This window comes from Psychrobium sp. 1_MG-2023 (genome assembly GCF_030689115.1).
Taxonomy (GTDB): Bacteria; Pseudomonadota; Gammaproteobacteria; order Enterobacterales; family Psychrobiaceae; genus Psychrobium.
The window spans coordinates 1-20,014 of record NZ_JAUYVJ010000005.1 but is presented as its reverse complement, the minus strand read 5'-3'; the positions used below and the strand labels follow the sequence as shown (position 1 = coordinate 20,014).

The window sequence follows — 20,014 nt, the reverse complement described above, 5'->3', positions numbered from 1 at the left end:
GTAAGCCAGTTAGGTAGTAAAGCAATGTTAGATATTCCAGAAAAGCGCGAATTAGATTATCCGTTCCCAGCGAAACCCGTTCCTTTATCGCAAGACCAAACGGCAAAATATCGTGAGAATATTAAACGTTTACTTAAAGAGCAAAACGCTGTACTAGTTGCGCATTATTACACCGATCCTGAAATCCAAGCGCTAGCCGAAGAAACTGGCGGTTGTGTTTCTGACTCGTTAGAGATGGCTCGTTTTGGTGCAGAACACCCTGCTGATAAGTTAATCGTTGCCGGTGTTAAATTTATGGGGGAAACCTCCAAGATTCTTAGCCCTGAAAAAACGGTATTAATGCCAACACTTGAAGCGACGTGTTCGTTGGATGTCGGTTGTCCTATTGATGAATTTAGTGCTTTTTGTGATCAACACCCTGATCGTACCGTTGTCGTTTATGCGAATACTTCAGCGGCCGTTAAAAAGCGTGCTGACTGGATCGTCACTTCAAGCATCGCTCTTGAAATTGTCGAGCATCTTGATGAACAAGGGAAAAAGATTATCTGGGGCCCAGATAGACATTTAGGTGGATACATTCAACGTGAAACAGGTGCCGACATGCTGTTGTGGCAGGGTGATTGTATTGTTCATGATGAATTTAAAACTAAAGCGCTAAAAGATATGCAAGCTGTCTACCCAGAAGCACAAGTATTGGTTCACCCTGAGTCGCCTGCTGAGATTGTTGCATTAGCAGATTCTGTGGGTTCAACAAGCCAGTTAATTAAAGCAGCACAAGACTCAGATAAAGAAACATTTATCGTTGCTACCGATCGCGGTATCTTTTATAAGATGAAGCAGTTAATGCCAAATAAAACTTTTATTGCAGCGCCAACAGCAGGTGAGGGCGCGACATGTCGTTCTTGTGCTAACTGTCCTTGGATGGCAATGAATGGCTTAGCAGCGATTGAAAATGCATTAACTAACCCTAACCCTGTCGAGCATGAAATCTTCGTTGATGAATCATTACGCGAAGGCGCATTAGTTCCACTACGTCGTATGTTAGATTTTGCAGCAGAATTAAAGATGAAAGTAAAAGGAAATGCTTGATAAATAATCACTTGATTATTCAAGCATTGCTTTAATTTGGCGTTTAGCCTAGACTAGCGCCATTATCAATTCCGATTGATTCTTAGGTGAAGTGTCCGAGTGGCCGAAGGAGCACGCCTGGAAAGTGTGTATACGGAAACGTATCGAGGGTTCGAATCCCTCCTTCACCGCCATCTATTCTTATAAAAAGCGACTCTAGAAGTCGCTTTTTATTGTTTAACGCTACCTCTTTTGTCATGTAAGACGTGCCTTTCGAATTCTTCAATCGCTGTTGGTTTTCCGAATAAGTAACCTTGAACCGTTTGACAGCCTTGTTGTTTTAAAAAGTCAGCTTGGTGTTGTAATTCAACCCCTTCAGCAACGAGTTCTAAATGGAAGTTCTTCGCTAGACCAATCGCTGATAGCACTATTTCAGCTCCTGTACCATCAGGTTCGATATCTTGAATAAAGCTGCGATCAATCTTTAGTTTATCTGCTGGTAAGTTCCGCAAATATGAAAGTGAAGAATAGCCGGTACCAAAGTCATCGATAGCTACACTGATGCCCATACTTCTAAACTGTTCCAACATTGAGACTGCATCACCAATATTTTCCATGATAACGTTTTCTACTATTTCAAACTCTAACTGTTCTGCTCTGATCGCTGAAAATTTATCTAGGATAGCTTCTACCTCACTGACAAAATGAATATTGGTAAAATCGTTTGCTGATATATTTACAGAGATAGTTAAATCAGCAAAGTTTTTTTGCCAGCGATTTAACTGAATACAGGCTTGCTCAATAACCCATAAGGTTAATTGATGAATCACGCCAGCATCTTCTGCGATATCAATGAACCTATCTGGTGTAATAATGCCATCAATCGGGTGCTTCCAACGTATCAATGCTTCCGCACCAATGATACGCGTAGACGCTAGGTTGATTTGTGGTTGATAAAATAAAACGAATTGATTACAAATTAGTGCATTCTTGATTTCTGTAGATAGCCTGAGTTTTTCATTGGCTATATAGGTGATTTGAGGCGTATAGCGATAAAAAGAGTTACGACCCATTTGCTTTGCTTTATACATCGCCGCGTCAGCATAAGACACTAATTGCTCAGGCTCTGTGGCATCACCTGGGTAGGTACTTAAACCGATTGATGCGCCAATATACACTTCTTGATCTTCAGCAATAATAAAAGGTTTATTTAACTCATTAATTAATTTATCTGCAATGTTGCTTAATCGATCCGGGCAATTAACATTCTCTAAAAGCACAACAAATTCATCGCCACCAATACGAGCTAACGTATCTGTTTCTCGGATTTGCTGTACCAATCTAGTCGAAGCATGGCGTAATAATTCATCTCCAGCCATGTGACCTAAGCTATCGTTAATTATTTTAAAACGATCTAGGTCTAGAAACATTACCGCAACTTTGGTGTTCAGTCGTTTCGCATTTTTGATTGCATGATGAAGGCGTGATTTTAATAAATTGCGATTAGGCAAGCCTGTCAACGTATCATAATGTGCAAGCTGATCAAGATGCTTTTCGGATTGTTTTAGTTTGGTGATATCCGAAAAAACTATGACGTAATTAACCGTTTCTCCTTGATCGTTGTTTACTTTGCTGATGGATAATAGCTTTGAAAAGATAGCACCATTTGCTTTACGATTCTTGATCTCTCCTTTCCAAAAACCTTTATTGGCCAATTGTTCAAAAATTTTTTTGTAAAATAATTCATCATGAATACCTGAAGTGAGCATTGGTGGAGTTTTGCCAAATACATCGCTGAGTTGATAGCCCGTTATTTCCGTATAAGCCTTATTGATAGATATTATTTTTTTATTATGATCTGTGATCAATATGCCTTCTTGGGAATATTCAAAAACTTGCGCGTCTAATTTTAGCTTTCTTTCCAATTCAAACCGTTCGGTAATGTCGCTCAGAATAGTGAAATACAGTTTCTGACCTTCAAAATATATCGGCGCAGAGTTTATTTGAATCTGTTTTACTGAACCATCACGGCATTGACGACTTGCGGTGAACGTAGGGATAGATAGATTGTTATTGGGTCCTAGAAATAAAGCCGATTGTTGATTACTAAAGGTATGTAACTGAGAAATATTTAACTGAGTTAGCTGACTCTTGTCGTAATCGTATAGTGAAGCTGCGGCATCGTTGGCACCGGTAATTTCACCACCTGGCTTTATAATAAGCATCGGCGCAGTATGGTTAGTGAAAAATGCTCTAAATTTCTTTTCTGAGCGCAACTTCATCGCAAGAGAGTGATAATAGACCCGCTGGGTTCGTACGCGTTGAATAATCAGTATGAAGCACAGGATGATTAAGGTGATAGTAATTAACCAAACAAGTGGGTGAGTTTTATATCTGGGCCAATTTTCAGAGGCCTGTCCAACGATTTGCCATTCACCGTAGGGCAGTTTGATTGTTTCTACTAAGTCACTTTGAGCGAATAATAGAGCTGTTCCGTGAAATGTATCACCCAGTACGCCAGCACCATCTTTGCCACGGATGGCGACATTAATAGACGGACTTTCTATGTTTGATTTTATCAAAATCGATTGCAGGTTGAGTACTACAGACAATACCCCCCAGTCTTCATTTATTGTTTTTATTGGGATACGGCCGATCAAACCAATTCCCCCCTGAACCAATTCTAATGGACCAGCAATGATTGTTTGGTTTAGGGTCACTGCTTGAGAGACTGTTTTAAATTGCTGTTTGTTGTCTCTATAATCTAAGCCCAAAGCCGCTTGATTGCCTTTTACTGGATAAATATGACTTATTATTAAATTACGTGCAGCGCCAAAGTGACTTATTTGATTATCTTTTGATAACAACCTAGTGACATACTCCTCAAATTCCACTTGTGAAATATCGGGTTTGATCGCAATGTAATCGGCAAGCCCTTGGGCAAGCATTAAGTTTTGAGTGATTATACTTTCTATGTTTGTGCGGTAAATTAATAATTGTTGGCGGATTTGATTGTCTTTGTGGCTTTGATACTGTTTGTAGGCGGCATGTTCATAAATAGAGACAGAAACGACTATTGGGATCAAGCATAATGTTATTAAAAACATAAAGCGCTTAACTGTTCCTGCGGTGGAATCATTACTGACGAACATGGTGCTTCCTTGTCTAAATATATGTTAACTATTCTACATCAAAGTTTTATGTATTATATTAGCATTAAGATTATAGTGATGTGAACGTTCACACGGACCCATCGTTATTAAGCCATTCAAACAAATTTTATCAGCATCAAGGAGATTTATGCTTAGCCTAACAAACACCCAAGCTCGTGTTATCGGTGTATTATTAGAGAAAGAGGTCACCACACCTGATCAATACCCGATGTCGATAAATGGGTTAATGACGGCATGTAATCAAAAAAGTAATCGTGAACCTGTAATGACATTAAGTGAATCAGAGGTTAAAGAAACGATTGAGCAGTTAATTGCAATGCATTTGGTGAGTGAACAAACAGGTTTTGGTAGTCGTGTTATCAAATATAAGCACCGTTTCTGCAACACTGAGTTTAGTGACCTCAAACTTACCGAGCAACAAAAGGCTGTTCTTTGTGTATTACTGTTACGTGGAAAACAAAGTGCAGGAGAATTAAAGACAAGAACTAATCGTTTATCGACTTTTAGTCATTTAGCTGAGGTCGAGGCTTGTTTAGAGAGCCTTTGTCACTACAACGGAAGTTGCATTGTTCGAAAACTTGAGCGACAGCCAGGTCAGAGAGATAACAGGTTCGAACAACTTTTTTATCAAGCAATCGATGAGCAGCCGAACAAAACAGATCAAACAGCACCCCATTGCGATGCAACAAAAATCAAAGAGCTTGAAGCGCATATCGTTCAACTTAAAGAAAAAATTAATGAGTTAGAGGGGCGATTACGCAATGCTTAGTCAAAACCATCTTAAAGCGTACTTGCTAAATAAACCATTTGCTGTGCTCGACTTCCCATTTGGCGAAGAGGTGATGGTCTTTAAAGTAAAACACAAGATGTTTGCCACTTTATCAAGAGGGAAAGGTAAGGATACTAAGACAGAGCAACCTTGGTGGCTCAATCTTAAATGCGACCCTGATGAAGCATTAGCGCTTCGTGATATCTTTGAGAGTATTATCCCAGGCTATCATATGAATAAACGTTTGTGGAATACAGTAATCATTGACGGCAGTATACCAACTGGCGAAATTGAGCGAATGATTGATAACTCGTTCAATTTAGTGGTTAGTAACTTACCCAAGAAAGAGCAACGTAGTATTGTACTTAAAAATAATTAACGCATAACACCGCTGTTTCTGCATCGACAAGGGTTATTTGACGGTGCTGAAATAGCGATGCGCCTGTAAATAATTTTTTTGCAATCAGTAATATTATCACTCTCACTTCTAAGGTCTTCTACCTTTGCTCACTAATAAGAAGCTTTACAGCCTGATGGGCTGCTCCATATTTATCTAGTTAATTATGATGGTGTCTAATCCGAATTCTGGTATTAGAATTTCAACAATAAATGGAACTGTACGCCTTACGAATTAATGTGAAGCAGAAAACCTGTATTCTAATAACGTTAAAGACATTTGGTTGAGCTAGTCTTAGACATACATTTACCGCCTCATACTTAAGTATCAATAACGTTCAGCCCATCGTCTAGTTTAATGAAATGTAAATACCACGTTCAGTTTTCACTGTCATAGATCATGTTCGTTTTTAGAATTATATGAAATATATTATTCCATATGGTTTGTTGAGTTTTCTGAACATCGTGTCGGGCGTCACATTAACACAATAAGACAATCTATTTATTTTATCGTTATCACGTAACTCAATGTGATTAATTGACACTGATACCGCTGTCATATAAATTCGTCAAATCGAATATAGGAGACAGTTATGTTTAAAAATGAACGTGGTTTTACACTTATCGAACTATTAATAGTGGTAGCTATCATTGCGATTTTATTAACGGTCGCTATTCCAAGTTACAAGAGCCACGTACAACAAGCTAATCGTCTTGATGTTCAACAAACCTTATTACAACAAGTACAACGTTTAGAGCGCCAATACACCAGACTAGGTGGCTACCCTGATACTTTCACTGTTTCTTCGACAGAACAATACTCTTTTACCTACACGCCATCAGTGGCAGCACAAGCAACACCCGGTGCGACCAATGACTCGGCAACATTTGTCCTTGCTGCTAAGCCTATCTCATCTTCTATACAGTCTGGTGATCGATGTGGCGCTCTTACTATCAACCATCAGGGCAGTAAACTCGCAAAGAAAACCGTTGGGAACACCACGGTTACAGTTACCGACTGTTGGTCTTAAACATGCTTTATAGCGATCCGATTGGAAACGAGCGTCAACATGGATATACGTTGGTGGAGCTGTTAATTGTTTTAACGCTTATTGCCATTGCTGCAAGCATAGCGATGCCTTCATTTGTCAAACAAGTTAAAGACGATCGTCTAGTGACCACCGTCAATAAGCTTAATGCTGTTTATAAGTTTGCTCGTAGTGAAGCAGTCAAAAGAGATGAAACGATTAACATCCATGTTTCTGGCATCAAGTGGCTCGTACTCCAAGATTTAGGCCTTGCATCAGAAAAAACATTATTAGAGTTCGAGCCTGCAACAGGGGTTACGGTTACCGGGTTAGCGAATTTAAGTATTTCAAAGATCGGCACAACTTCAGCAAACGAGTTTGTCATTAGTGACCTTGATAGTTCGACAGGGGATTATCGTTTTTGTACCTACCCAAGTGGTCAAAGCGTAATAATTTCACAGGGGACTTGCCCATGAAAACAAATAACGCACAGCTTGGCTTTAGCTTGATCGAAGTGCTGATTACTCTGTTAGTCTCAACTATCGCACTGCTCGCTTTGGCTGGTGCTCAACTTAAGACTCTTCAATTTGCAACTAATAGTTTTATGTATACGGCTTCGATTATTCATGGCAATAATGCGATTGAACGTGTCTGGAGTAAGATCTGTGAACTTCAGGACGGCCGTCAAGCCGTTGACACAACTTTCCTTGATACGTTGAAACCGGCGAATTCCGCTTATACGATTACATATAACGGGTTAGCTGTAGGGGCATTCAATACCGATTTTACTGTTGAGGTAACTTGGTTAGATGAGCGAATGACAGACGGGCTTGATAATAAAGTCTCACTCAATGCCGCTTACCCTACGTTAGAGGCAGGTTGTAATGGTTAATCAGCAAAAAATGAGTGGTTTTACGTTAGTTGAATTACTAATAGCCATGTTCCTGAGTACGTTAATAGTCACTGGGCTTTCTATGAGTTACGTGACCGTTAAGTCCATGGTGAGCATTAGCAAAAACCTAGAAAATGCCCAAGAGGTTCTTAGATTCTCTTCCCAAATTTATAGTACTAGTTTGAAACAAACGTCACTGATACCAACGGTTGGACCTGACTCTATCGTCGTATCGCAAGAGGCCAACTCCACGGCGTGTGATGGCCTAGTAAAAGCGGTTGCCTATACTGAAACATTCACGCTCGACGGTAATAATTTAACTTGTGATTTAGGGGCTGGTCCCATAACAATTTTAACAGGAATTGATGCTATAGCCTTTGCGATTAACGGGAGGTTAGTCACTATCACTGTGACGCCGCTGGCAACAGGGGGAGAGCCGAGTGGTCAAGGGGCTAATGCGCCATTTACTATTGATGTTGCTTTAACGCGTGTCATCCTTACGAATGCAACGAGGCCATAAATATGAGACAAATATTAATACAAAGCAACTCTAAGCACACTAAACAGCAAGGCTATACGTTGGTTTCTGTCCTTATTATGAGCTTAATGGCTGGCACTGTAGTTTTAAGTTCATTACAAAGTAGCGTTATTCAAGAGCGGCTCACCGGGAACTTTCAAAAAAAGATTAATGCTCGGCTACTCGCTGAAAAGGGAGTTTTTGATACACTGGATAGTATGACAACAACGCTTAGTGCCAACCCTACCAGTACGATACAGGAGTTAGTCGCTGCCCTACCTACGGATGCCCACGGCAACATAACAGGGCAAGGTCATCAGCTATCTGATTTAGCTTATGCAGTTAATCTGTCACACGCAGGCTCGGAGCTAACGTTGACTAGTAAGGGCTCTAGATTTGAAGGCCTGAGTCAACTTAACGCCATTTTCGAGTTACAAGGTTCTGCCTCAAGCAAAACTTCACCTTTTGCTGATGGGATTATAGGCTGTGAAGGTGTCGATATCAGTGCAAGTGGTTCAATTGATAGCTATAACTCTGCGCTGGGTGACTATCATATTACAACTAATAAAGGCAAAGAGGCTGTTGTAAAAACGGTGACTTCATCAGGTCTAATTTCTTTATCAGGCGCATCAACAATTGAGGGCGATGTATTTGCCACTCACAGTCTGGCTCTCAAAAGTGGTGCAACGATTGATGGGGATGTATTTGCAAATGGTAATGTCACGCTACCAAGCAGTAGTGATATTCATGGCAACGTGACCTTACGTGGTAATTATAAGCAGTCAAGTGGTACTGTCGGTGGAACAATTCACGCTAACGGAACGGTGACCCTTAACGAGACGAAACTGGGTGGTAACTTAAAGTCTCGAGGTATAGTAAACATTACAGGTAATAAAATTACCGGCTCAATTTTGTCACAACAAGACGTTACCCTTACTCGTGTCTTAACTGTTGGCGGCGGTGTACAAACTCATGGTAAATATACACAAATTGGAGGGGTAGTTTCTAATGGTGTCAGGGCTAAGGGCAATGTTCATTTGAAAGAGAGTGCACAGATCTCTAATGATGATTTACGTTATAACGGCATCGGCACCTTTTACACTCACTCATTAGGTTATGGCGTATCTCCATACGCTCAAGAAGTCCCGCTAAATTTACCTGACGTCGCAGAAGTTGTTGCATTACCAACCGATGATTCAGAAGCAACTGAGACAACAGGTTCAACGTGTGATGTTCATTCAATCGAATTTGAAGTGCTAACTGTTGACGCCAGTGCTGATAATGCAAAGGATCTAACTATCAGTGGCTCCGGAACAGGGGATATTTACTTACTTAGTGATGCAATTGGTGATTTCTCATTGAATAACGGTAGCCAAAGTAGCCCTTCAAAAATCATTACGCCAGTGACTGCTGATTTCCTTGGTGTCAATCATAAATTTTTAGCTTATGACAATGTCACCATTAAAGGACACCTTAAAGTTGCACCCGGCGCAAATGTTATGATGTATGTTAAAGGGAACTTTAAGATGAGTGGTAGCAGTTCGTTGACAATTCCTGATAACTCGAGTTTAACCCTTGTGATAAAAGGAGCTGTTGAAATTGGCGGTGGCGCTCAGGTCTATACACCAGCTAAAGGAATCACAACCACAGGGCAACCGGTTTTTTCTATATACAGTTCTTATAGTGGCACCGGTATTGATATAACAGGGGGCACCGAGTCAATTTATGCAGCCATTTACGCACCTAAAACTGACATAACAATTAGCTCTGATGTTGCATTTAAAGGGTCTGTGCTTGGGAACAAGGTCACGGTAAGCGGTGACGGTGGACTCCATTACGATACCGCACTATCGAAAGCTAAAGTTGTGGGTAACCCTTCAGGTGGTAGTGGTCAAAAATTGGTATTTAAAGGCTGGAAGACTATTTAATTTGCGTAATAGGTATAATATCTATACCTATTAATACTAATGTTGTAGTATTTGTTTTTAAACGTTTTCTTATAAGAAAGTGCAATGCCTACAATACTAACGTTCGCCTTTATTTTACTCGGTTTAAGTGCGTTTATTGCAAGTAAGGTCATTATTGTTCCTAGAAATGTTTGGCTGTTGTTTCTTGTGCAGCCACTTGCAATGAGCGCAACATCGCTGATGGTGTTTGTGGGTGGACTCCTATCAAATAAAATAGCGCCTTCACAGGAACTGGCAACCTTACCCGTGACGATTTTAATCTTAGGGGTTGCACTTGCAGTTATTCCGGCGGCAAAATTAACCCTCTTGTTTGGTCGCAAGAAAAGCTTAATCATCGGCACGTTAGTGAGTATATGTGGCTCTACAGCCGCTATGATTGCAGCGCAGAAGGCATCTTTTGAAATCTTTTGCATCGCGTCATTACTTCTTGGTTTTAGCATGGCATTTGTTGCACAAATGCGTTTTGCGGCCTTGGAAAGTTTAACGGATCAATCTCAGTCAGCAAAAGCCTTGTCCGTATTAATGTTCAGCGGCATTTTCGCCGCAATCTTGGGGCCTGAATTAGCCACGAGTTTCGAAAACACACTTGCCTCTCCTCATGGCTTTGCGGGTTCATTTATGGCGCTAAGCTTGATGCTATTTGGTGGACTGTGTTTGTTGTGCTTCCTTGAGCCTAATCCGGTACCAGATATCACTAGCGATTATAGTGGACGGCCATTAGGGACGATTACATCTCAGCCCGTCTTTATCATAGCGTTAACTTGCGGAGTCATTGCTTACGCTTTTATGAGCTATATCATGACAGCAACACCGTTAAGTATGAGTGTAGTCTCAGGGCATAGTCTTCATGACACAAAGTGGGTTATTCAGAGTCATATTCTCGCTATGTATCTACCGTCACTATTTGCCAGCTGGCTTGTTGCAAAAGTTGGACTCTTGAATGTGATGAGATTAGGCTGTCTTTGTTACATATCTGTGATAATCTTTGCTTTAAGTGGCCACGATGTAATGCACTATTGGTTAACAATGGTTTTACTTGGTTTAGGTTGGAACTTTCTCTTCTTAACGGGCACTTTGATGCTTCAGAAGTCATATCAGCCAGAAGAGAGAATTAAGGTTCAGTCGCTTAATGACTTTAGCATTTTTATTGTCCAGGGCTTTGCTTCACTCTCTGCGGGCGTTGTTTTATTTAGTCAAGGATGGCTTTATTTAGTGTTAATATCCATCCCTTTAGTTGGTGTGATTTGTGCTGTCACCTTGTGGTCAGGCAAGTCACAATCTAATCAAAGGCATTTTTTGTAAACAAAAACTTATCTCTGATAAGTTAAGTAAAGACTAGTTTAATGACACATTCTAACGACAAAAACTTATTACGCTTAATTAAGTTTGGTCCTATCTCCTTAATCATCTTCTTCTCGATCCTTGTCAACGTTATTGTAATCCATGAGAATAAATCCATGAGTGATTTTGATCTTTTATCATTGCAAGAGGATTTCGAGGCCACTGAACGTCAAATAATTAAAAATCAAGTCAGTCAGCTTTATCAGCATATTTTAGTTCGAAAAGAAGCCGCTGAGTCTGAGCTTAAACAGAGTATGGAGCTGAGGATTAATCAAGCTCACGCGATTGCGTCAACTATTTACAATAATAATCAACACCGACCAGAGCATGTCGTTAAAGCCCTGATTAATGATACATTGCGCTCTGTCTCATTCAATCAAGGTCGCGGCTATTACTTCATCTATACTATGGATGGTGTGAACGTCATGCACCCAACAGTACCATCCCTTGAGAACAAAGCCCTTTGGGATATGAAAGATGTTAAGGGAAACTACATCATTCGTGGTTTAGCTGAAGCTGCCTCAAAGGATCAACGTCAGGCCGGTTTTTATACGTGGTGGTTCCCTAAACCTGATAATAAACAAGCTTCGTTCAAAAAAGTAGGTTATTCGAAATACTTTGCCCCTTATAATTGGTTTATTGGAACGGGGGAGTACGTAATTGATTTTGAGTCTCAGATTAAGCAAGAGTTACTCAAAGAGATCCAAAAAATGCGATATGGTGATAATGGTTACTTCTTCGTCATGGATTTCAAAGGTAATTACTTAGCACATTACAAAACAGATCTTGTTGGCTTAAACCGTTTTAATGCTGTCGATGCCAAAGGTTTCCCGTTAGTTAAAGAAATCATTAAAGTTGCGCGTAGTGGAGAGGGCTATATTAATTACGTCGCTTCAATCATGCCGGAAACAGGGGAACCGTCGGACAAAACAAGTTTTGTAAAAGGGGTCAAAGACTGGCAGTGGGCCATAGGCACTGGGACCTACTTACAAGAAATCAATGAATATATTGACGACAGAAAAATAACTATTGAAGCACGTCACCAACAAGAGCTAATTAAAATTGTCGCGATAAGCGTCTTTGTTTCACTTATTTTGATCGTAATGTCTATCTTGATCTCTAAGAATATATCGTTGCGTTTTCAAAATTATCAACGAAAAATTCAGCTAGACTTTGAGGCGCTTGAAGCCACAAAAAATAAGCTGACTCATATGGCCCACCATGATGCTTTAACGCAATTACCTAACCGTGTTGCGCTCATCGAGAGAATTAACACCGGCATCGCATTGTCACAACAAGTGGGGCAATCGTTAGCTGTCATGTTTGTTGATATCGATGACTTTAAAAAGGTTAACGATAACTATGGTCACTCGATGGGAGACCGATTACTCGAACATGTTAGTAAACGTTTTAGTGAGGTCATCGGTGAGGGTGATACAGTCTGTCGATTTGGTGGCGATGAGTTTATTTTTTGTTTTCCAAAGCTTTCATCATTATTAGAAGCTGAACATAAAGTGCAGGCAATACAAGATGTTTTCCGTCAAGCTATTCCATTAGATGGCAAGCAAGTTTATACGAGCGGAAGTATAGGTGTATCAATGTTTCCCGAGGATGGCAAGGATGCTGAAAAGCTAATCAGTAAAGCAGATCTTGTTCTCTATAAGTCTAAAGCTGAACAAAAAGGACAATTTTTATTTTATGATAAAGTTACTCACCTCAAAGTGAAACGTGACTTTAAGCTTGAAGAGGAATTACGTTTAGCGATAACTAATCAAGAATTTTCCTTGGTGTATCAACCGCAAATCTGTACTGCAAGTCAACAGATCATTGGCGTTGAGGCATTAATCCGCTGGGTTAGCCCAAGCTTAGGGTTTATTTCACCTGCCGAGTTTATCCCACTGGCAGAAGATATCGGCATTATCGAACAAATTGGCGAGTTTGTTCTTGAGCAGGCAAGTATCGATATTGGTCACTATAATGCGAATAATGAAAACCCGGTGACATTATCAGTCAATATTTCCCCTGACCATCTAGTTGCTGACAACTTTGCTAACACGGTTTTAAATTTTGCTAAGAAAGCAGGGCTTAACTCGTCCTATATCACGGTAGAGATAACTGAAAATGTGTTGATCGCTGATGTTAAAAAGGCGAAACCAGTGATAGAGCAATTACGCAATTATGGCTTTGATGTGTCACTAGATGATTTTGGTACAGGTTATTCTTCACTCAGTTACCTTGCAGAGCTACCGATCAGTGAAATTAAGATCGATCGGAGCTTTATTGATAAACTACTCGTTAATGAGCAAGCAGAGTCTTTAGTTAAATCGATTATTCTTATCGCGTCTTCGGGTCACATGAGCGTCGTAGCAGAAGGGGTTGAAACGAGTGAGCAATATGAGCGTTTGCGCGAATTTAATTGTGACGTTATTCAAGGGTACTTTTTTGATAAACCCTTATCTATCGAGGAACTTTCTGCTAAATACATTCCCAAAAAGAATTAGCAGCTATTAATTCAAATAGCTATTGGTATCGTCATAGTATTAATAGCTTAGACGAATTTATAGAAATCATACCGAAAAGGAGTTCAGTATGATTAGCTGCCAAAGCTACATCATCATCGTATTTTCACTATTATGTTCAGGTTGTGCTTCAATCGTTGCCAACCAAATCACTCGCCCACAACCTAGAAACTATAGAAAAAGCAGTCGACATTGTGCACCGTAAGTCACAGATACAGCCCAATGACCTAAACCTTCGCCGAGGAATTGAAGTTAACACCATCACAACCAATGTCTATGTGTCATCAGGTGATGCCATTACCCCAAGTAGTTATTGGGAGTCCATCGTTGCAGATAATTTAAAAGTTCAAACTTATGATAACTTAAAGCATCTAGAAATGGTTATGTTATTTAATAAGCGTCTCATGAGAGACATTGCCTCAGACCTTTTAGGCAAAGAGCTTGATGAGACTGATACTAAAATATTGGGCGTACTGTGTAACGCGAAAGATACGAGTTGTCTGGAAAAAGCGTAATCAGCTGCATTTTATGGAGTGGTTACATACCTACATTAAACAAAAAGGGCTCATACCTGAGCCCAAAATAGATACCTAGCTAGTGACCAACGATGTTATGAACCTTTTTTATTGAATTCCGCTTCAACATTCACAAGTTCCCGCTCTGCTAGCGCTAAATCTAACGTCGCTTTTAACAGTTTATATAACCTTATAGATGCATCTATTTCTTCTTTGCGGTTAGTCAAGCTCTCGATATTAAGACCCAATGGGATATCAAGTGACATACAAGCCTCAATAATCTGATTAAGATTACTACGGCAAATTTGAATGGACTCATTGAGTGGGTCTTTTGACTCTAAAATGCGCCACCGTGTAGCATCTGGAATAGCAATACCCAACCATTCCATGAAATCCATAGTTTTTTCACTGCCACACGGGGTGAATGTTAGAATGATTCGACGTGGTCGCATTTGTTGGACGCGGCATTCACGGGCGTAATTGGCTAACATGTCAATGGTTGCGGCGGCGTCATAGACGGCTTGAGAGATGAAATATTCACAGCCTTGTTTATCTTTTTCAAGCATGCGCAAATGCTCATCACCTTTTTTAGAGTGACGCTCTGCAATGGTGACACCGCCTAAGTAATAATTTTTATGGTGTTCTTGTTGTGCTTGATACGCCTCTGGTAGTGATAGCTTTTGTTGGCCATCAGCAGATGGGCTACCGACGAGAACAATATCTCTGACGCCATAAAGCTGCCAACTAGTATCTAACCACTGGGTAAACTCTGCTTTATCACGCTGAGCAACACTTTTATAAGTGATGATTGGCTTGTTTGTCTTATTGTTTAAAATTTGTGAGTAATGACAAGGCTCAAATGTTTTACTGAATGGGAAAGGGCGCTTGACTTCGGTGCGACTACTCTCATCTTGAATATCGTAGACAATCAGTCCGTCAAAGTCGATTTTGTCTAAACGAGCCACTAATTTATCGGCGACCTCTTCAACCTTGTTTAATGGTACACCTTCACGAGGTGGAGTCGTACCGATAAAATAAACACCAAATTTGGCGTCGCGGGATTTGTCACGTAATTCAGATTTCATTGCTTAGTAATACTCTATAAAAAATATCTAGTTAATATACCACTGTTAATCTAAGAGGGAGAGGGTTTTTAGACGGCTATTTAGCCAATATCGACCTATCTTAGACTAAAAGGTAACATGCTAAAATCGAAATACTTTCTTGTAGCATGTTAATGATGATATTAGGTTAGCTTAAGCGGTAAGCCATGGTCTTGCTTAATTTCTTCAATCACAACATAGGTGTGATTTTTAGCAACACCTGGGATGTCGACAATCATTCCGAGTACTTGCCGATAAGCTTCCATATCAGCAATCCGAATCTTAACCAGATAATCGAAGCCTCCTGCCACCATGTGACATTCGCACACTTGGTCTATCTCAGCAATAGCCGCTTGAAAACTATCAAAAAGCTCAGTGGTGGTGCGGTCTAATGTGATTTGAATAAAGGCTGACATGCCAAATTTTAACTTTGATGCATTTAATTTAGCGCCGTATCGCTCAATGTAGCCCTCATTCTCCAAGCGTTTTACCCGATCTAGACAAGGACTCGCGCTAAGCCCAACCTCGTTAGCAAGGTTTACATTCGAAATTCGGCCATTTTTTTGGAGTGTAGAAAGGATGCTTAGATCAATTCGATCTAGCGGTTTAGTTTTAGTCGATTGCATAATATCAGTAGATTATTCTGTTTAATGATGGCTGGGCACGATAATTTACGGTATTTCTTCGTATTTAACCAGCACATTCTGCTGCCCAATGGGTAAACTTGCTGCACTAAAAAATCCCGTGTAAATAGACTAAGCTAAATATTAGCTTTATTTACCTCTAATAATAAATAATAGGATCGCTCATGTTATTTAATGGCACATTAACGACGACAAATTCAATTCGCCAAACCATCCGAGATCATTACCGTTGTAATGAAAATACAATTATCAATCACCTTTTACCATTAGCTGAGATTGATGTCGATGCTAAGAGCCGTGCTTGGGAAAATGCACGTCAGATGGTGGTTAATATTCGTAAGGACCAAGTCGGTAAAGGTGGTGTGGATGCACTGCTCAATGAATTTGCATTATCAACCGAAGAAGGTGTTGTATTAATGTGTCTAGCCGAAGCGTTGCTTCGTGTGCCAGATAAGGTAACGGCAGATAACTTAATCCGCGATAAGTTAGCGAACGGCGATTGGAGCTCTCATATTGGTAATAGTGACTCTATTTTTGTCAATGCCTCATCTTGGGGTTTGTTAATGACCGGTAAGCTGGTTAACTACACCGATAAACAGAAAAAACTGCAGTTTAACCTACTAAAACGTACGGTTGGCCGCTTAGGTGAGCCTGTTATTCGTAAAGCCGTGCGTTATGCGATGAAAATTATGGGTACCCAATTTGTGATGGGGCGTAATATCGGTGAAGCCGTTGAGCGTGCCGTTGAGCAAGAATCTAAAGGCTACACATACTCATACGATATGCTTGGTGAAGGTGCTCGCACCATGAGCGATGCCGATCGCTATTTCGCGGCGTACGTCAGTGCAATTGACGCCATTGGTCAAGCTGCAAATGGTCGTGGACCACAAAAGAGCCCTGGTATTTCTATTAAACTTTCAGCTATTCACCCACGTTATGAATTCAGTCACCGTGACCGTGTCATTGAAGAGTTAGTCCCACGTTTGAAAGATTTAGCAATGCGTGCTAAAGGCTATAACATCGGTTTTACGGTTGATGCTGAAGAAGCTGATCGTTTAGATATTTCTATGGATGTTATTGAAGCTGTTTTCTTAGACAGTGATCTTGATGGTTGGGATGGTTTTGGTATTGCTGTTCAGGCTTATCAAAAACGTGCGATATTCGTGATCGATTGGGTTCGTGACTTAACAGAACAAGCCAAACGTCAAATGATGGTACGTCTAGTTAAAGGGGCATACTGGGATAGTGAAGTTAAAATCTCGCAGACAGAGTGTTTACCAGATTTCCCGGTGTTTTCGCGTAAACCATCAACTGATGTTTCTTACCAAGCTTGTGCAATTAAGCTACTAGGTTACCGCGATACAATTTACCCACAATTTGCTACTCATAATGCATATACTGTAGCAACAATCCTTGAGATTGCTAATCAAGATAAATCTGGTTTTGAGTTCCAACGTCTTCATGGCATGGGAGAATCTCTCTATGACCAAGTTGTTCAAGGCCATCAGGTACCATGTCGAGTTTATGCGCCGGTAGGGGCTCACGAAGATCTATTAGCTTACTTAGTTCGTCGTTTGTTAGAGAATGGTGCCAATAGCTCGTTTGTAAACAACATTGTTGATGAAGATATTCCAGTGGAGTCTTTACTTTCAGATCCTGTTGAAACGGTTAAAGCTTGGAAGGATAAATATAACCCACAAATAAGTATGCCTATTGAGCTCTATGGTGCTGAGCGTGCTAACTCTAAAGGCATCGACCTTACAGACGTTGATCTAGTAACCGAAATGAAAGGCAATCTTGACCAATGGTTTGAAAGTAACCGCCTGACTCAAGAGCAGTTACCTGCTGGTTCACAAGCCGTAACTAATCCTGCAAATCATGACGAAATCATTGGCCACATCACCCATGTTGATGCAGAAGGTATGGCGCAGCTTGTAGCAGATGCTGATACAGCCTTTAAAACGTGGTCAACTACTGATGTTGCTGTTCGTGCACAAGTTTTAGACAAAACAGCTGATTTACTTGAAGCGAACCGTGATGAGTTAATCGCATTATGTATCAAAGAAGCAGGCAAAGTTCCTGTCGATGGTGTTGCGGAAGTTCGTGAAGCAGTAGATTTCTGCCGTTATTACGCTGTACGTGCACAAGAACTGATGCAAGACCCGCAATTAGAGTCTCGCGGTGTTGTTTTATGTATTAGCCCATGGAACTTCCCGTTAGCTATCTTCTTAGGTCAAGTCGCAGCAGCGATTGTTGCTGGTAACACAGTTGTTGCTAAACCAGCTGAACAAACCAGTCTAATTGCTTTACGTGCAATTGAATTAATGAAAGAAGCCGGTTTACCTGACAACGTTGTATTACCGGTGATTGCCCGTGGTAGCCAAGTGGGTCGAGTCATTGTGCCAGATCTACGTGTTCAAGCCGTGATGTTTACTGGTTCAACAGAAACTGGTACACGAATTGCTCAAGATCTTGCTGCTCGAGGTGGAGACCCTGTGCCACTTATCGCTGAAACTGGTGGTCAAAACTGTATGATCGTTGACTCTACAGCACTACCAGAACAAGTTGTTGATGATGTGATTGCATCAGGTTTCCAATCAGCAGGCCAGCGTTGTTCTGCGCTTCGTGTTTTATTTGTTCAAGATGAAATTGCTGATAAAGTTATCACCATGATCAAAGGTGCGATGACAGAACTACATGTTGGTAATCCTGAGTTCTTTAGTACAGATATCGGCCCTGTTATTGATCAAAAGGCACTGACAGCACTGAATGACCACGTGAAGTACCTGGAAGGGAAAGCAACATTACATTACACCTGCCCAATCCCAGATATGGGTGAGACTGGAAACTTTTTCTTTGCACCTCGTTTGTATGAGATTAGTGATTTATCTGTTCTTAAACAAGAAGTATTCGGGCCATGTGTTCACGTCATTCGATTCAAAGGTGACAAGATTGATGATGTTATCAATCAGGTCAACAGCACTGGCTTTGGTTTAACGATGGGTATTCACACTCGTATCGACCAAAAAGCTGAATACTTAGCGTCTCGATCGCGTGCCGGTAATGTGTATGTTAATCGTAACATGATTGGTGCTATTGTTGGTGTTCAACCCTTTGGTGGTCGTGGATTATCTGGTACGGGCCCTAAGGCCGGTGGGCCAATGTATCTAACGCGCTTGGTTAAAGAGCAATCACTGAGCAGTGTACCGCGCTTTGACGATGCGAAAGTTGCTGCGTTAAATACGCTTTTTGCTAAAGATAGTGGTGATCATTCAATTATTGATGGTGTTCTTAATCGCGCACAAGATGTTGCAGATAGTTGGCAATACAGCGATGTAAATACACGAATTTCGGTATTACGACAGTTGCTTGCACATGTTTCAAATAATCAAGGAATCAATCAAGCTGCTCAAGCAAAGGACACATTGGCATCGGCAAGCTCGTTACTAATTTCTGCAGAAAAACAATTAACAAACCCGCTTGAATTACCAGGGCCAACAGGTGAGTCTAATCGACTTTATCTTGAGTCTCGTGGCACTTTAGCTGTTATCCGTGATAAAGATACAAGTTTTGATTTCTGGTTTATGTCAATTGTCTCTGCATTGGCCGCTGGTAACACCGTTATCGCACTTGTTGACGATGAAGATCTCGCTCAAGCACAAGCTATCCGTGATGCCTTTGCCAAAATTGGTGTGGTCTCTGGTATTTTCCAAATCGCTAAGACATCACAATTAAATGGTATTCTAGCGCATCAATCATTAGCTGGCGCTGTGGTTGACTACAAAACTAGCCTTACGCATTTGATCAATGATAAGTTAGCTGCAAGAAGCGGCGCAATTCTACCACTAATCACGGCTAGTTCTTATGAGAACCTTTTCCTTCGTATGGTGACTGAAAAGACAATTAGTACTGATACAACCGCAGCAGGTGGTAATGCATCCCTGATGACTATGGAAATTGAAGATTAGACATTGTCTGTAATGTTATAAAAAGGGGCCTTGGCCCTAATGCCGTTCACTTAAGGTGAGCGGCATTTTTATTTCTAGCATAACGTTGAGGTCTGGGCTTTACCGTTCGGGGGA

At 40.7% G+C, this 20,014-nt stretch carries 16 protein-coding genes and 1 tRNA gene; 14 read left to right on the top strand and 3 right to left on the bottom strand.

The window, feature by feature from the left end; genetic code table 11:
* The first annotated feature begins 24 nt into the window (after positions 1-24).
* Positions 25-1,089 carry a quinolinate synthase NadA gene (nadA, locus tag Q8W26_RS03820; RefSeq protein ID WP_101215052.1) on the top strand — a complete coding sequence of 355 codons (1,065 nt, stop codon included), beginning with the start codon at positions 25-27 and terminating at the stop codon, positions 1,087-1,089.
* A gap of 85 nt (positions 1,090-1,174) precedes the next feature.
* Positions 1,175-1,262 (top strand) — tRNA-Ser (locus tag Q8W26_RS03815).
* Between the two features lie 36 nt (positions 1,263-1,298).
* Here Q8W26_RS03815 and Q8W26_RS03810 read toward each other — a convergent pair.
* Positions 1,299-4,220, bottom strand: coding sequence for an EAL domain-containing protein (locus Q8W26_RS03810; RefSeq protein ID WP_101215051.1), 2,922 nt, complete (start codon positions 4,218-4,220; stop codon positions 1,299-1,301).
* A gap of 148 nt (positions 4,221-4,368) precedes the next feature.
* On the opposite strand from Q8W26_RS03810, the gene Q8W26_RS03805 reads away from it, so the two are divergent.
* From Q8W26_RS03805 to Q8W26_RS03755, 11 genes are all read left to right on the top strand, one after another.
* A complete protein-coding gene (locus Q8W26_RS03805; RefSeq protein WP_101215050.1) occupies positions 4,369-5,010 on the top strand; it encodes a YceH family protein in 642 nt (213 codons plus the stop codon).
* Positions 5,003-5,389: an MmcQ/YjbR family DNA-binding protein gene (locus tag Q8W26_RS03800; protein ID WP_101215049.1), complete on the top strand. Its 387-nt coding sequence runs from the start codon at positions 5,003-5,005 to the stop codon at positions 5,387-5,389. Before Q8W26_RS03805 ends, Q8W26_RS03800 begins: the two co-directional genes overlap by 8 nt.
* A 610-nt stretch (positions 5,390-5,999) precedes the next feature.
* Complete coding sequence (locus Q8W26_RS03795) at positions 6,000-6,437, top strand: type IV pilin protein (protein ID WP_101215048.1); 438 nt, start codon at positions 6,000-6,002, stop codon at positions 6,435-6,437.
* Between the two features lie 2 nt (positions 6,438-6,439).
* Positions 6,440-6,910: a GspH/FimT family pseudopilin gene (locus tag Q8W26_RS03790; protein WP_101215047.1), complete on the top strand. Its 471-nt coding sequence runs from the start codon at positions 6,440-6,442 to the stop codon at positions 6,908-6,910.
* On the top strand, positions 6,907-7,326 hold the full coding sequence (locus tag Q8W26_RS03785; RefSeq protein ID WP_101215046.1) for a prepilin-type N-terminal cleavage/methylation domain-containing protein: 420 nt from the start codon (positions 6,907-6,909) through the stop codon (positions 7,324-7,326). Before Q8W26_RS03790 ends, Q8W26_RS03785 begins: the two co-directional genes overlap by 4 nt.
* Positions 7,319-7,846 carry a PilW family protein gene (locus tag Q8W26_RS03780; protein ID WP_101215045.1) on the top strand — a complete coding sequence of 176 codons (528 nt, stop codon included), beginning with the start codon at positions 7,319-7,321 and terminating at the stop codon, positions 7,844-7,846. The genes Q8W26_RS03785 and Q8W26_RS03780 overlap by 8 nt, the downstream gene beginning before the upstream one ends.
* 2 nt (positions 7,847-7,848) lie before the next feature.
* Positions 7,849-9,771 carry a hypothetical protein gene (locus Q8W26_RS03775; RefSeq protein ID WP_101215044.1) on the top strand — a complete coding sequence of 641 codons (1,923 nt, stop codon included), beginning with the start codon at positions 7,849-7,851 and terminating at the stop codon, positions 9,769-9,771.
* 84 nt (positions 9,772-9,855) lie between these two features.
* Positions 9,856-11,112, top strand: coding sequence for an MFS transporter (locus Q8W26_RS03770; RefSeq protein ID WP_101215043.1), 1,257 nt, complete (start codon positions 9,856-9,858; stop codon positions 11,110-11,112).
* A 41-nt stretch (positions 11,113-11,153) separates the two neighbouring features.
* Positions 11,154-13,652, top strand: a complete 2,499-nt coding sequence (locus Q8W26_RS03765; RefSeq protein WP_101215042.1) for a cache domain-containing protein — start codon at positions 11,154-11,156, stop codon at positions 13,650-13,652.
* Between the two features lie 88 nt (positions 13,653-13,740).
* The gene (locus Q8W26_RS03760) at positions 13,741-13,875 is read left to right on the top strand and encodes a hypothetical protein (RefSeq protein WP_305472322.1); all 135 of its coding nucleotides are present in this window, start codon (positions 13,741-13,743) and stop codon (positions 13,873-13,875) included.
* Positions 13,865-14,185, top strand: a complete 321-nt coding sequence (locus Q8W26_RS03755; protein WP_153071519.1) for a hypothetical protein — start codon at positions 13,865-13,867, stop codon at positions 14,183-14,185. Before Q8W26_RS03760 ends, Q8W26_RS03755 begins: the two co-directional genes overlap by 11 nt.
* A gap of 95 nt (positions 14,186-14,280) precedes the next feature.
* Here the strand turns inward: Q8W26_RS03755 and Q8W26_RS03750 are convergent, their stop codons facing one another.
* Entirely contained in the window at positions 14,281-15,270 is a 990-nt protein-coding gene (locus tag Q8W26_RS03750) for a methylenetetrahydrofolate reductase (protein WP_101215040.1), read from the bottom strand.
* A 161-nt stretch (positions 15,271-15,431) separates the two neighbouring features.
* On the bottom strand, positions 15,432-15,914 hold the full coding sequence (locus Q8W26_RS03745) for a winged helix-turn-helix transcriptional regulator (RefSeq protein ID WP_101215039.1): 483 nt from the start codon (positions 15,912-15,914) through the stop codon (positions 15,432-15,434).
* 182 nt (positions 15,915-16,096) lie between these two features.
* Here Q8W26_RS03745 and putA point away from each other — a divergent pair, with 182 nt between their 5' ends.
* Positions 16,097-19,900 carry a bifunctional proline dehydrogenase/L-glutamate gamma-semialdehyde dehydrogenase PutA gene (gene putA, locus Q8W26_RS03740; protein ID WP_101215038.1) on the top strand — a complete coding sequence of 1,268 codons (3,804 nt, stop codon included), beginning with the start codon at positions 16,097-16,099 and terminating at the stop codon, positions 19,898-19,900.
* Positions 19,901-20,014 lie beyond the last annotated feature (114 nt).

What these genes read in the sequence shown, in the direction of transcription:
- Q8W26_RS03785 (WP_101215046.1), top strand. Translation starts at nt 6,907, where the DNA reads ATGAAAACAAATAACGCACAGCTTGGCTTTAGCTTGATCGAAGTGCTG.
- Q8W26_RS03745 (WP_101215039.1), bottom strand. Translation starts at nt 15,914, where the DNA reads ATGCAATCGACTAAAACTAAACCGCTAGATCGAATTGATCTAAGCATC.
- Q8W26_RS03750 (WP_101215040.1), bottom strand. Translation starts at nt 15,270, where the DNA reads ATGAAATCTGAATTACGTGACAAATCCCGCGACGCCAAATTTGGTGTT.
- Q8W26_RS03780 (WP_101215045.1), top strand. Translation starts at nt 7,319, where the DNA reads ATGGTTAATCAGCAAAAAATGAGTGGTTTTACGTTAGTTGAATTACTA.
- Q8W26_RS03810 (WP_101215051.1), bottom strand. Translation starts at nt 4,220, where the DNA reads ATGTTCGTCAGTAATGATTCCACCGCAGGAACAGTTAAGCGCTTTATG.
- Q8W26_RS03805 (WP_101215050.1), top strand. Translation starts at nt 4,369, where the DNA reads ATGCTTAGCCTAACAAACACCCAAGCTCGTGTTATCGGTGTATTATTA.
- Q8W26_RS03760 (WP_305472322.1), top strand. Translation starts at nt 13,741, where the DNA reads ATGATTAGCTGCCAAAGCTACATCATCATCGTATTTTCACTATTATGT.
- Q8W26_RS03770 (WP_101215043.1), top strand. Translation starts at nt 9,856, where the DNA reads ATGCCTACAATACTAACGTTCGCCTTTATTTTACTCGGTTTAAGTGCG.
- Q8W26_RS03800 (WP_101215049.1), top strand. Translation starts at nt 5,003, where the DNA reads ATGCTTAGTCAAAACCATCTTAAAGCGTACTTGCTAAATAAACCATTT.
- Q8W26_RS03765 (WP_101215042.1), top strand. Translation starts at nt 11,154, where the DNA reads ATGACACATTCTAACGACAAAAACTTATTACGCTTAATTAAGTTTGGT.
- putA (WP_101215038.1), top strand. Translation starts at nt 16,097, where the DNA reads ATGTTATTTAATGGCACATTAACGACGACAAATTCAATTCGCCAAACC.
- Q8W26_RS03775 (WP_101215044.1), top strand. Translation starts at nt 7,849, where the DNA reads ATGAGACAAATATTAATACAAAGCAACTCTAAGCACACTAAACAGCAA.
- Q8W26_RS03795 (WP_101215048.1), top strand. Translation starts at nt 6,000, where the DNA reads ATGTTTAAAAATGAACGTGGTTTTACACTTATCGAACTATTAATAGTG.
- nadA (WP_101215052.1), top strand. Translation starts at nt 25, where the DNA reads ATGTTAGATATTCCAGAAAAGCGCGAATTAGATTATCCGTTCCCAGCG.
- Q8W26_RS03790 (WP_101215047.1), top strand. Translation starts at nt 6,440, where the DNA reads ATGCTTTATAGCGATCCGATTGGAAACGAGCGTCAACATGGATATACG.